This is a genomic window from Blautia segnis, from assembly GCF_014287535.1.
Lineage (GTDB): Bacteria > Bacillota > Clostridia > Lachnospirales > Lachnospiraceae > Blautia_A > Blautia_A acetigignens.
The window spans coordinates 24,745-37,925 of the sequence record NZ_JACOOT010000006.1; the positions used below are offsets into that span (position 1 = coordinate 24,745).

Genomic DNA, 13,181 nt, shown 5'->3' on the forward strand with positions numbered 1-13,181 from the left:
AAATGACAGAGAAACAGGAACGTCTGCTGCAGCTTTTGGGCGAGTTTGCCCGGATCTGCAGGGAAAATGATCTGAAATACGTGACTGCGGAAAAGACGGCTCTTGGCGTGATGCAAAGAGGCGGCTTCCTTCCGGGAGACGATACGGTGACTGTTTATATGCCGGCAGAGGACTGGCATAAGCTGATGAATCTGGCAGGAACTGTGCTTGAGGCAAACCGCACTCTTTTGTGCCTGGAAAGTGACAGCAGCTTCGGCAGTGTTGGTGCGGCATATGCATCTACGGACCGCTGTGCCCTGCGCAGGCATCAGATTATGGGAAACGGATGTGCAGGAGAACGCATTGATGTGTTTTTGCTGGACCCTGTTTCAGCGGATAAGGAAGAATATGAGAAATATTGTGCCGATTTGATGGTATATGCAGATCTTGCAGACCCGGGGCAGGTGTACGGCGACCGATGGGAAATTTCCGGGGCTGCCTATAAACGGGGGCTTCTTTCCTGTCAGGTTACGGGGAAAGACCGCGTGCTGAAGAAGCTGGAAGAGAATTTGCAGGTGCATGAAACAGAAGAATGCCCGCGCTATGCGGTGCGCTCAGGGGAGGTTCCTTTCCTTTTGGAAAAGGATATGCTTTTTCCTGCAAAAGAAAAAGAATTCCAGGGCATTTCGGTAATGGTGCCGGGGCAGATCTGCCAGTATCTCATAGAATGGTATGGAGATGAATGGTCCTGTTTTTCAGATTATGAAAAGCCGGAATCCCAGGAAATGGCTGAGGTAGAGGGCTTGTCAGATCAGGAGTTTCGCAAGGATTATATGCCAGGTATCCGCAAGGGAAAGCTTCTGAGATCCTGTACCGGACAAAAAGTACACGTTTTGTCCAGTGCCAAAAAGGAACATCAGCTGAGGGAGAACAATGCTCAGATTCTGGGAAGTGACACGAAAATGGCGCTGGAAAACCAGATCCAGAAGTGCGGACAGAGCATAAAGAGCCTTCTGGAACAGCAGGATTTCCAGAAATTAAGCGAAATTTTTTCGGAATATTACAAGGTACAGTTGAGCGAAGAGTTTATTGGACGAAAAGCTCTTAAAGGGCTTTATGAATTTTATCATCCTGTGCTGATGGAGATTGGTGCGGAGAATTTTTATGCGGCAGTGCTTACGCTTGTGTATAAGGAGCAGATCGGCAGAGCGAAAAGACTGCTGGAGATTCGGGAACAGACAGGTGCGCTCTCCCCGGAAGCGGCACAGCTGAAGGCAAATCTGGAGATTTTTGAAAAAGCAGTATCTGATTATGAGTGCAGGCATTTCCAGGAGGCGGAGGATGCACTGGAGCCGCTTTTGGAGCGCTATCCCAAGGTTCCGGGCTTTATGAAACTGAAGAGCCGCTTCCTTATGGAACATGCCCGCAATGGAATTGAGCGGGTGGAAGCGGAGCTTTATATGGATGAAGCCTTGCGTATTTTCCCGGAGGACGGATATTTCCTGAAATACAAAGGGGAACTGCAATGGATGCTGGGAAAATGTGCGGATGCGCTGGAAATTTTCGCAGATGCCCGTGAGCACACGGACAATCAGGTGGTTCTGCATGAACTGGACCAGTTCCTGACACCATACTGTAAGGAAACCGTCAATACCTGTCAGATGCTTCTGGACGCCGGGCAAAAAGACGGGGCAAAGAGGCTGATTGAGCTTTGGGGCAGGCTTTTGCCGGGAAATCTGCGGATTCAGGAGTGCTATGACCTGGTTCGCGTCAGCACGGCGAAGACCTATACAGAGATGGAAGCCGTGGCTGAGAAAATTATGGAACAGATTCAGAAGGATGGAAGGGGTGCGTCTGGCGCGGAGAAGGGCAAGGAACGTTACAGAGCTGCCCTGACCAGAGCATGGGAGCGTCTGGGCTATCCCAAAGAACTAGCGCAGATTCGCACAGATCTTATTTTTACCAAAGAGACTGGTGATATGGAGTGGCTGGCGGAGAAAGCCAAGGACTGCCAGATCCGCAAGGAGAAACGTGCCCAGGTATATAAGCTGATCGGTGATATCAAAAGAAAACAGGGCCAGACAGATGCGGCCTTTGACAATTATAAGAAAGCAGTGGACTGCGGCGGAAAAGGTTATGTGAACATTGAGCTTTACCGGATCTTTTTCGCAGATCTTCTGGAAGGCAGCAAACGGGCTGCGGCATACGCAAAGGTTCTGGATGCTTCCGAATATCTGGATCGCTGGCTGGGCAGATATGGCAGCACAGAGGAACTGCAGCTGCTTGTAAAGGAATTAGCTGGAAATAGTCAGTATCTGAAGATTGCAAAGGAGAATCACCTGGAAAAAACGGTGCCGCAGACCGCGGAGCAGGAAAACAGAAAAGAAAGCTATCTGGACCGCAGCTGGGATTATGTGAAATTCTGCGCGTCCAAGATCGCTCTTGAGAAAGAATACCTGGAAAACAAAGATTGTATCATTAATTTATATAAGAATAAAGACTATCCGGCTCTTGAGAAGATGTTTGCCCGGTATACAGAGGCAACGGTGAAGAGCATGGAAACGGATGAGGTTTTTGTTCCGGACGAGGAACTGCAGCATATTTTTGTGGATGTGCTGGAGAAAACCGGAAATGTGAAGCTGAAAAAGAAAGTGGAAAAATACTGGAAATAAAGAAAGGCAGACCAAATGAAAGTAACAGATTATATTGTGGAATTTCTTCAGAGAAAAGGGATTCATGATTTCTTCGGATATCAGGGAACCATGATCGCCCATCTGGTAGATTCCATTGAGAAAAATCCCAATACCAGAAGTCATTCCAGCTACAATGAGCAGGGCGCTTCTTTTGCTGCCTGCGGATATGCCCAGGCAGGAGAAAAATGTGCCTGCGCTTATGCCACCAGCGGACCTGGTGCAGTGAATCTGATTTCTGGAATTGCAGACGCATATTTTGATTCCCTTCCGGTGATTTTTCTTACCGGACAGCTGAACACCTATGAATACTCCGGAATCCCCGGGCTGAGGCAGCAGGGATTCCAGGAAATCGACATTGTGGCCATGACCAGACCTGTGACCAAATATGCAGTGCAGATCCGTGAGGATGAAGATATTGTAAAAGAACTGAACAAAGCATGGCATATTGCGAATACAGGACGAAAGGGACCTGTACTGATTGACCTTCCCATGAACATTCAGCGCGGGGATGTGAAGAACCCGGTTTATGAGATGAGCCTGGAAAATATAAACCTGGGTGATGTGAATTCGGAAAAATTAGAGATGGAAGAGCTGGGCCAGATGGATATGCGCTCAGAAAAAATAGGATCAAAGGAATCTGGGGCGAAAATCGAAAATTCCGGAATTGCAGAGACTGCGTTATTTAATGTATCTGCTGATGTGAAGGAATGCGCAGCTGCCATCCGCAGTGCCCTTCAGGAAGCGAAGCGCCCGGTAATCATGCTGGGCCACGGCGTCAGCGACAAGGCAGTTCGCGAAGAACTGTTTGCCCTTGCCCGCCAGTGGAAGATCCCGGTAATCACAAGCGTGTTGGAAATGTCCGCACTATCCTGGGACGATCCGCTGAACTTCGGCTGTATCGGCGGCGCTTACGGCCACCGCTACGCCAACATGATCGCCAATGCCAAAAGTGACCTTCTGATCTGTCTTGGCATTTCCCTCTGCACCCGCCAGATTGGCACCAAGGTGCATGAGTTTGCAAAAGGCGCGAAGATTATTCGTGCGGATATTGACTCTTATAATCTGCGGAGAAACATTCACGAAAACGGAACGAACGAACTGAAATTCTGCGTGGACGCAGCAGATGTGATTCATATGTTAGCTGGTTGGACAGGAAATGAAACAGGCGTTTCAATAAACAGAACTGGTGAGGCAGAAATTCATAGTTGGAATCTGGCACACCTTGATTTCACAGAATGGCTTTCTGTGTGTACAGACATCCGCAGTTCTTTAAGAGCTGTGGACGACGCAATTCCGGAACGTTATCCCAACCGTATGATCGCAGATTTAAGTGATCTGCTTGCAGACACTTCCGCAGTAGCAATTGACGTGGGACAGCACATGGTATGGAGCTATCAGTCCTTCCACAACCAGAAGAACCAGAAGCTTCTTTTCTCCGGCGGACATGGTGCCATGGGCTATGCCCTTCCTGCAGCCATCGGCGCCCATTACGCCACTGGAAAGCCAGTAGCCTGCATCTGTGGAGACGGTGCATTCCAGATGAATATTCAGGAATTAGAATGGGTGAAGCGTGAGAATCTTCCTATTACCATGATCGTAATGAACAACCACGCTCTTGGAATGATCCGCCACCTGCAGCGTGACTACTTTGAGCAGGTATATGCAGACACTGCAGAAGGAACCGGATTCTCTTCCTGTAACTTTGCAGAAGTAGCCAGAGCATACGGTCTGACCAGTACCTGTATGGAAGCAGAAGCAGTGAAGGATAATGCTGCCGGTTTCTTCTGCAGCACAATTGCCCCACGCCTTCTTGAAATCCTTCTGGAGCCTGGAACCTACGCCTACCCAAAAACCTGCCTTGGGGAGCCCATCCACAACCAGCAGCCATACATTCCAAAGGAGATTTATAACAGACTGATGAGTCTTTAAAGAAAGGACACGCTTTCATGAGTAAAGTCACCATAATCACCGGCGGCACATCCGGAATTGGCAGGGGGATCGCGGAGAAGATCCTGGCCAATTCGGGAGCCGATGATATTCTATACGTAAGCTTCGGGCACAATCAGAAACAAGCCGAAGAATTTCTCCATGCCCAGTCCGAAGCTGACCAGAAGAAACTCCGTCTGATCCAGGCCGACATGTCCTCCTATGATCAGATGATGAACTTTGTCACCCGGATCAAAAAAGAAACCGACCACGTAGACTGGCTGGTAAATAACGTGGGCATCAGCACCTATGCCAAATACGAAGACTACACCTTCGAAGAATGGAGCAAAATCGTAAACACCAACCTGTCCGTCCCTGTATTTCTGGTAAAAGAACTCCGCCCCATCATAAGAGAAGGCGGCAGTATCCTGTTCACAGGCTCCTACGCCGGACAGCAGGCTTACTCCTCTTCTCTGGTCTACGGAGTAACCAAATCCGCCATCCATTTTCTTACCAAATCCCTGGTCAAAGAACTGGAACCCAAGCAGATCCGCGTAAACGCCATCGCCCCCGGCTTCATTGAAACCAGCTGGCACAAAAACCGCACCCCGGAAAGCTATGAGCGGATCAACCGCAAAATTGCTCTCCACCGCTTCGGCGAAATCTCCGAAGTAGCAGATATGGCATACGAAATTTTGAAAAATGGATACATGAACGGCAGCATCGTAGATATTCATGGCGGATATGACTATTTTTAATTGATTTTAAAACAATGATGTGATAAAGTATCACCATTGCCGTTTGAAAGAGAGGACAAAACATTGCTGAAAAGTGATGAAAAATATCAGGATTATGTAAAAATCCTGGAAGAAGAACTGATTCCCGCAATGGGCTGCACGGAACCAATCGCCATCGCCTACGCAGGAGCAGTGGCAAGAGAAACTCTTGGCTGTCTGCCCGATGAGCTGGACATCCAGGTAAGCGGGAACATTATCAAGAATGTAAAAAGCGTAATCGTTCCAAACACAGGCGGAATGCGCGGAATCGCAGCTGCACTGTGTGCAGGCGTGATCGCAGGAGACGCGCAGGCTCTTCTGGAAGTAATCGCCGGGGTAACACCAGCACAGAAAGAAGAAATCAAGACGTACATGAATCAGGTAAAGCTGAAAATCACGCCAGCTTCCTCCGGTCATGTGTTTGAAATTGATGTGACCGTTTCCGGCAGGAACGGAAATGCCCGCGTGCGGATCATAGACAATCACACCAACATTATTCTTGTAGAGAAAAACGGACAGCCCATTTTCACAAAAGACGTCTGTTCAGAAGAGAAAGAAATTAAAACGGATCATTCTGTATTAAATATAGAAGACATCATTGATTTCGCCAACACAGTAGATGTGGAAGATGTGCGGGAAGTTCTGGAACGCCAGATCCGCTACAACATGGCCATTTCCGAGGAAGGCCTGCGCGGCAATTACGGTGCCAATATCGGAAAAGTGCTTCTGCACACCTACGGCGATAACATCAAGATCCGCGCCAGAGCCAAGGCGGCAGCAGGCTCAGATGCCAGAATGAATGGCTGTGAGCTTCCGGTAGTGATCAATTCGGGAAGCGGCAATCAGGGAATGACCGCCAGCATTCCGGTTATTGAATTTGCAAAGGAACTGCAGGTTTCCCATGACAAAATGCTCCGTGCCCTGGTGCTGTCCAATCTTGTGACCATTCACCTGAAAACCGGAATTGGAACCCTTTCCGCTTACTGCGGTGCGGTAAGTGCAGGCTGCGGAAGCGGTGCCGGAATTGCTTATCTTTACGGCGGGGACTATAAAGTTATCGCCCACACCATCGTCAATTCCCTGGCAATCGTTTCCGGAATCATCTGCGACGGAGCCAAGGCATCCTGTGCAGCCAAAATTTCCGCAGCTGTGGATGCTGGAATCATGGGCTATGAAATGTACATACAGGGACAGCAGTTTTATGGCGGGGACGGAATCGTCACCCACGGCGTAGAAAATACCATCCGGAATGTAGGTCAGCTTGCAAAAGAAGGAATGTGCGAGACGGACAAGGAAATCATCCGGATCATGGTTGGAAAAGGAGATGAGATGAAAGCATTATGAGATTGAAATACATATTAAAAAGAATACTGATCGCCATTCCCACTTTTTTCGGAATCACCATACTGGCGTATTTCATTCTGAACCTTGCACCAGGTTCTCCGTTGGATGCACTTCTGGCGGACCCGGGAATCACTCCCGCAGAGCTGGAGCGTAAACGTGTGGCACTGGGACTGGATCAGCCGGTGATCGTTCAGTATTTTACATGGCTGAAACAGCTGCTTACAGGAAATCTTGGATTTTCCTACAGTACACAAAGGCCGGTTGCCACAATGATCCTGGAGAGACTTCCAGCCACTGCAATCCTGGCTGCAAGCTCTATTCTGCTTTCTTTGGTGGTATCGATTCCTCTTGGAATTTTTGCGGCATCCAAGCCGAACTCAAAAAGAGATTATTTCTCCGGCGGACTTTCCATGCTGATGATGGCAACGCCCAACTTCTTTGTTGGTCTGGTATTTATTTACCTGTTTGCTATTGTATTCCAGATTCTGCCATCTGGCGGAATGTACAGTTCCAGCGGAGCACGTACCTTTGGAGATCTGATGAAGCATATGATCCTGCCATGCCTGGTGCTTTCCTTCCAGCAGATCGGAGGCTGGGTAAGACATATGCGAAGCAGTATGCTTGAGGTTATGCAGGACGATTACATCCGTACCGCCAAGTCCAAAGGTCTTGGAAAATGGAAGGTAATCATGAAGCACGCCCTGAAAAACGCCCTCACTCCGGTTGTTACAGTAGTAGGCATGTCCATTCCTTCTATTGTAGGAGGAGCAGTCGTAACGGAGCAGGTTTTCGGCTGGCCAGGAATCGGTTCCCTTATGGTAACTGCCATCAACGGAAGAGATTATCCGGTTATTATGGGTGTTACCGTTATGATTGCGGCGGCAGTTCTGATCGCAAACATTCTTACTGATGTGGCGTACGGCATCCTGGATCCGCGAATCAGCTATAAATAAGGGAGGATAGAAGAAAAGAAATGAAAAAACAGAAAAACGAAAATGTAAGCTATCTTTCCGAGGTACTTGATAAACTGAAAGAACATAAAATGGCTATGGCAGGTCTGGTGGTTCTCATTCTGGAGATTTTGATGGTGGTTTTTCTCCCCATTATCCTGAACCTGGATCCCTACACATCTGACTATACCGCCTTTTCCGCGGCACCAAGCGGGGCACATATTCTGGGAACAGATGCTATTGGCCGAGATGTTTTTGCCCGTCTGATGTATGGCGGAAGAACCTCTCTGCTGGTTGGTTTTGTTTCCACGCTGATCAGCTGTGCCATCGGCGTTCCCCTTGGACTGGTGGCTGGTTATGCGAGAGGAAAGGCAGAAGCAATTATTATGCGAATTGCAGATATTTTCATGTCTTTCCCGTCAATTGTATTGATCCTGGTACTGGTTGCAGTTCTGGGACCATCTGTGTGGTCTGTAACCTGCGTAATTGGTGTTCTGGGATGGACACAGTTTGCCAGACTGATCTATGCCAATGTACTTTCTGTATCGGAAAAAGAATACGTGGAATCTGCAAGAGCAATTGGAACTTCTAATTTCAAAATCGTGACAAAGTATGTTCTTCCAAACTCCTTTGCCCCGATTCTGATCGCGATCACATTCCAGATGGCAAGCGCCATCCTTTCCGAATCATCCTTAAGCTTCCTGGGAATGGGTGTGCAGCCGCCGGGAGCAAGCTGGGGAAATATGCTCTATGACGCACAGTCCATCACTGTGCTTTCCCAGAAGTTATGGATCTGGCTCCCGCCGGGACTTGCCCTTCTGATCACAGTACTGAGCATTAACTTCCTGGGTGACGGTATCCGCGATGCCCTGGACCCGAAGATCAAGCTGTAATATAGTTTACACACCTTATGAAATAAAAGTAAGCTGTCATGGGCTTATGGCACATTAGAGCCTGTTTAAAAAATCATTCCTGCAATCTGCACGCCCTACTTTGCGGTATATTTCACCCGAATTCGGTTGTCGTAGCACGCTACGACGCCCTCATCCGGGTAAAATCTCCCACAAATTGTGACGCACATCTTGCAGAAAGCCTTTTTCAAACATGCTCTGGCAGAGACTTTTATAATACATATGCCGGGGAAAAACAGTTGCTGAACGCAATGCGGACAGCGGCAGAAGCCCTGACTGAAGGAAAAAAGGAGGAAACATATGAAACTCAACATGAAAAAAGCGGCAGCTCTTCTTCTTGCTGGAAGCATGGTTGCAGCTTATGCCGTTCCGGCAGCAGCTGAGACAGAAGAAAAAGTGGTAACTGCAGCAATGGATCAGGCATGGGATACTATGATGCCGCTGAACACCACCAGCAATTACACCCGTTTTATTTGTGACCAGATTTATGACCGTCTGACACAGACAAACGCAGACGGCACCATCGAGGGACGTCTTGCCCAGTCATGGACAGTAAATGATGCCAGTGATGCAGTAACCTTCAAGCTTCATGAGGATGCAGTATGGTCTGATGGCGAGCCTGTAACAGCAGAGGATGTTGTATTCAGCTATCAGATGTATTCAGATCCTTCTGTAGAGGCAAAGAGCCGTTATCATCTGGAATATATTGCAGGTGTAGATGAGTCCGGTGCAGAGCTTTCCGAGGATTCTATTGAAGTAACTGCAGATAGCGAATACGAAGTAACCTTCAAATTAAAAGAGGCTATGTACCCGGATACCTTCCTTCAGGATATAGACACTGTTTTCATCATTCCGAAGCATGTGTTTGAGGGTAAAACAGCAGAAGAGATCAATGCTCCTGATCTTTGGGCAAACCCGGTTGGCTCCGGTCCATTTATCTATGACAGTGAGATTAACGGCGAGCGTATGGAGTTTACAAAGAATGAAAATTATTATCTTGGAGCTCCGAATATTGATCGTCTTATTATCCGTGTGGTACCGTCTGCAAACGTTCTTTCCGGTCTTATGAACGGTGAGCTTGACATGATTGGATTTGGTTCCGTACTGACAGATGACTGGGAAACAGCCAAATCCCAGGATAATCTGGTAACAGAGTCTATTCCTACCACTTCATATTCTACCTTGATCTTCAATACTCAGAAGGAATATCTGACTCAGGAAGTTCGTCAGGCACTGAATATGGCAATTAACCGTGATGTACTGGTAAATGGTCTTCTTATGGGTGAGGGAACTCCGATCATGACTCCGATCGCTCCGGTAAGCCCATACTACAACGACAAGGTTCAGGTTCAGTACGATCCTGAAAAAGCAAAAGAAATGCTTGCAGAAGCTGGATTCCCGGCTGGCCAGACACTGAAATTCTTCATTTCCTCCGGAAGCAGCATTACAGAGAGATGCGCAGCCCTGATCGTGCAGGATTTCGCAAATGTGGGCGTAAATGTAGAAATTGAGCAGATGGATTTTGCAACACTGATGAGCCGTATGTTAGACGGCGAGCATGACCTTGGAATCATCGGTTCCGGCGGAACTCTGGATCCAAGCGAGAGCCGCGAGATGATCTATCCGGGAAGCTCCGTAAACTTCTGCCAGCTTCAGGATACAGAGCTTTCTGACCTGATCGACAAAGGAAATGCAGAGCTTACTTTCGAAGCAAGAAAACCATACTTTGACGAGTATCAGGAAAAAGTTGTGGAAAAAGCAGCTATGGGATACTTATATACAAAGAATCTTCTCACTGCCTACAATAAGAGCATGAAGAACCTGAATGTTGCAGACTTCAACGGACTGAACTGGTCTTCCTGGGAGTGGGATAAAGAATAAGAAACAGGGGAAAAGGACATAAGCCTTTATGGCTTATGTTCCTGAAACCCGCCAGGCGTGAGAATGTGGCGGCTGAAAAGGTGATTCTCATATCTGGCGGATTTCAGGAACAGAAAAGTGATGGTTCACTTACAGTAATAAGAAAAAAGGAGTACAACTATGGCATCTTTGCTTTCCGTAGAGAATTTACAGGTACAGTTTCAAACCAAAAAAGGCATTAATACAGCCGTTGACGGCGTAAGCTTTTCCATAGAAAAAGGCAGAATCCTTGGAATCGTAGGAGAATCCGGCTGCGGCAAAAGCGTTACCTCCATGTCCATTCTTCAGCTTCTTGGCAGCAACGCCCGGATTTCCGGCGGCAGCATTAAGCTGGATGGAAAGGAACTGGTAGAACTTCCGGAGAAGGAAATGTGTAAGATCCGGGGAAATGATATTGCAATGATCTTCCAGGATCCTATGACAGCCCTGAATCCTACCCTGACCATTGGAAACCAGCTGATGGAGCCGATCATGCTTCACCAGAACTGCAATAAAAAGGAAGCCTGGACAAGGGCTGTGGATGTTCTGAAACGTGTTGGGATCGCAGCACCGGAGAAACGAATGAAGGAATATCCTCATCAGCTTTCCGGAGGTATGCGCCAGAGAGTCATGATCGCCATGGCTGTTTCCTGCGAGCCGCGCCTTCTGATCGCGGACGAGCCCACCACAGCGCTGGACGTAACCATCCAGGCACAGATCCTGGAGCTGATGTGCGAGCTCCGGGAAAAAATGGGAACCGCGATCATGCTCATCACCCACGATATGGGCGTAGTTGCAGAGACTGCGGATGATGTGCTTGTGCTTTATGCAGGCAAGGCTGTGGAATACGGCAGCATTGAGGATATTTTTGAAAGACCGAAGCATCCCTACACACAGGGACTTCTGAATTCCATTCCAAGACTTGACGAGGATGTGGAAATGCTGAATACCATCGAGGGTACCGTGCCTGCACCGGATGCCATGCCGTCTGGCTGCAGATTTGCTCCCAGATGTCCTTATGGAAATCCGCGCTGCATGACAGAAAAACCTGGCGTTTACCACGCAGAGAATTCTCTGGTAAGCTGCTTCAGATACGAGGGTGAGAAATAATGAGCGAGAACACGAACATTTTGTTGGAAACAAAAAATTTATCCAAATATTTTACAGGGAAAAAAGGTCTTCTGAACCGTCAGCCAGCCCAGGTAAAAGCGGTAGACCATGTAAGCCTTACTGTAAATAAAGGAGAGACCCTGGGTCTGGTAGGAGAGTCCGGCTGCGGAAAATCCACTCTTGGCAGAACCATTCTCCGCCTGATTCCTGCAACAGAAGGACAGGTACTTTATAACGGGGAAGACATTCTTACCTATGACAAGAAAAAAATGTGGGAAATGCGCCGGAAGCTGCAGATCATTTTCCAGGATCCATACAGCTCCCTGAATCCAAGAATGACGGTTTACGATCTGATCAGTGCGCCTCTTGAGGTATATAAGATCGGCACCAAAGCAGAGCGCAGGGAAATGGTGGAAGAGATCCTTCAGGAGGTTGGACTTGACAAACAGTACCTGAACCGTTTTCCCCATGAGTTTTCCGGCGGACAGAGACAGCGAATCGGAATCGCAAGGGCACTGATCCTGAATCCGGAATTTGTTGTCTGTGACGAGGCGGTATCCGCTCTGGACGTATCGGTCCGTGCCCAGGTGCTGAACCTGATGAGAAATATGCAGCAGAAGAAAAATCTGACGTATCTGTTTATTTCCCATGACTTAAGCGTGGTCCGCCACATCAGCGACCGCATTGCCGTTATGTATCTTGGAAGTGTGGCAGAGGTTGCTGAAAAAGCCCAGCTTTATTCCAATCCTATGCATCCCTATACCAAAGCGCTTCTTTCCGCCATTCCGCTTCCGGATGTGAAAAAGAAACGCCAACGCATCATTCTGCAGGGGGATGTGCCAAGCGCTTACAACCCGCCTTCAGGATGTAAGTTCCATACCCGCTGTCCATACGCAACAGACCGCTGCAAACAGGAAATTCCAGTGCTTCGCCAGATGGAAAAAGGACATCAGGTGGCCTGTCACAGAACTGAAGAATTAATGTGATAATAAGGCGAAGCGGGCGGCAGAAATGCCATAAAAAAACATAAGAATTATATGCAAAAGACTTGACGGATATGTCTGCTGTGTGGTAAACTGTACAAGCGACATGGAAGTTAGGTCTTTTTTTTATGCCGAAAAATGGTGGCGGATACACCGAAGAGGCTGGATTTAAGACCATGCAAATGAAAACACTGGAGGTGGAAGTTGTGCGCGTTAGGATTACATTAGCATGTACAGAGTGCAAGCAGCGTAACTACAATATGACCAAGGAGAAAAAGAACCATCCTGAGAGAATGGAAACCAAGAAATATTGTAAGTTCTGCCAGAGACACACAATGCACAAGGAAACAAAATAGTCACTTTAGATTGTGAGGTTAGGCTATGCAAGAAAAAGAGAAATCTGCAGGCAAGACCGCCAAGGCTAAGGAATCTAAGAAATCCTGGTTCCAGGGGCTGAAGGCAGAGTTCAATAAAATTGTCTGGACAGACCGCGAGACACTGATGAAACAGTCAGTTGTTGTTATTGTCATAACCGTAATTCTCGGTGTGATCATCAGTGTGATGGATGCAGGCATTCTGGAATGCATTAATCTTTTAATCAAATAAGGAC

The 13,181-nt window shown here is 47.8% G+C and carries 11 protein-coding genes and 2 pseudogenes; 12 read left to right on the forward strand and 1 reads right to left on the reverse strand.

Annotated features, from left to right (window positions below; all coding sequences use genetic code 11):
• Window positions 1–2: 2 nt before the first annotated feature.
• From H8S54_RS02445 to H8S54_RS19250, 7 genes and pseudogenes are all read left to right on the forward strand, one after another.
• A complete protein-coding gene (locus H8S54_RS02445; RefSeq protein WP_186900827.1) occupies window positions 3–2,651 on the forward strand; it encodes a LicD family protein in 2,649 nt (882 codons plus the stop codon).
• 15 nt (window positions 2,652–2,666) lie between these two features.
• Window positions 2,667–4,601 carry a thiamine pyrophosphate-binding protein gene (locus tag H8S54_RS02450; protein ID WP_186900828.1) on the forward strand — a complete coding sequence of 645 codons (1,935 nt, stop codon included), beginning with the start codon at window positions 2,667–2,669 and terminating at the stop codon, window positions 4,599–4,601.
• A gap of 17 nt (window positions 4,602–4,618) precedes the next feature.
• Window positions 4,619–5,356, forward strand: a complete 738-nt coding sequence (locus tag H8S54_RS02455; RefSeq protein ID WP_021925637.1) for an SDR family NAD(P)-dependent oxidoreductase — start codon at window positions 4,619–4,621, stop codon at window positions 5,354–5,356.
• A gap of 63 nt (window positions 5,357–5,419) precedes the next feature.
• A complete protein-coding gene (locus tag H8S54_RS02460; RefSeq protein WP_186900829.1) occupies window positions 5,420–6,718 on the forward strand; it encodes an L-cysteine desulfidase family protein in 1,299 nt (432 codons plus the stop codon).
• Window positions 6,715–7,671 carry an ABC transporter permease gene (locus tag H8S54_RS02465; protein WP_117852938.1) on the forward strand — a complete coding sequence of 319 codons (957 nt, stop codon included), beginning with the start codon at window positions 6,715–6,717 and terminating at the stop codon, window positions 7,669–7,671. Before H8S54_RS02460 ends, H8S54_RS02465 begins: the two co-directional genes overlap by 4 nt.
• Before the next feature lie 20 nt (window positions 7,672–7,691).
• Window positions 7,692–8,561, forward strand: a complete 870-nt coding sequence (gene opp4C / locus H8S54_RS02470) for an oligopeptide ABC transporter permease (protein ID WP_021925640.1) — start codon at window positions 7,692–7,694, stop codon at window positions 8,559–8,561.
• 38 nt (window positions 8,562–8,599) lie between these two features.
• A pseudogene (locus H8S54_RS19250) lies at window positions 8,600–8,722 on the forward strand (DUF6783 domain-containing protein); the annotation flags it as partial.
• Here H8S54_RS19250 and H8S54_RS19255 read toward each other — a convergent pair.
• A pseudogene (locus H8S54_RS19255) lies at window positions 8,711–8,929 on the reverse strand (DUF6783 domain-containing protein); the annotation flags it as partial. The pseudogenes H8S54_RS19250 and H8S54_RS19255 sit on opposite strands and share 12 nt — an antisense overlap.
• Between H8S54_RS19255 and H8S54_RS02475 the strand changes: the two are divergent.
• The 5 genes from H8S54_RS02475 (at window position 8,880) to secE (ending at window position 13,177) form a co-directional block, all read left to right on the forward strand.
• Entirely contained in the window at window positions 8,880–10,460 is a 1,581-nt protein-coding gene (locus H8S54_RS02475; RefSeq protein ID WP_186900830.1) for an ABC transporter substrate-binding protein, read from the forward strand. The pseudogene H8S54_RS19255 and the gene H8S54_RS02475 sit on opposite strands and share 50 nt — an antisense overlap.
• A gap of 159 nt (window positions 10,461–10,619) precedes the next feature.
• Complete coding sequence (locus tag H8S54_RS02480) at window positions 10,620–11,588, forward strand: ABC transporter ATP-binding protein (RefSeq protein ID WP_186900831.1); 969 nt, start codon at window positions 10,620–10,622, stop codon at window positions 11,586–11,588.
• Complete coding sequence (locus tag H8S54_RS02485; RefSeq protein ID WP_186900832.1) at window positions 11,588–12,574, forward strand: ABC transporter ATP-binding protein; 987 nt, start codon at window positions 11,588–11,590, stop codon at window positions 12,572–12,574. Before H8S54_RS02480 ends, H8S54_RS02485 begins: the two co-directional genes overlap by 1 nt.
• 203 nt (window positions 12,575–12,777) lie before the next feature.
• Entirely contained in the window at window positions 12,778–12,927 is a 150-nt protein-coding gene (gene rpmG, locus H8S54_RS02490; RefSeq protein ID WP_117853039.1) for a 50S ribosomal protein L33, read from the forward strand.
• A 25-nt stretch (window positions 12,928–12,952) separates the two neighbouring features.
• Complete coding sequence (gene secE / locus H8S54_RS02495; RefSeq protein WP_117852949.1) at window positions 12,953–13,177, forward strand: preprotein translocase subunit SecE; 225 nt, start codon at window positions 12,953–12,955, stop codon at window positions 13,175–13,177.
• The last annotated feature ends 4 nt before the right edge of the window (window positions 13,178–13,181 follow it).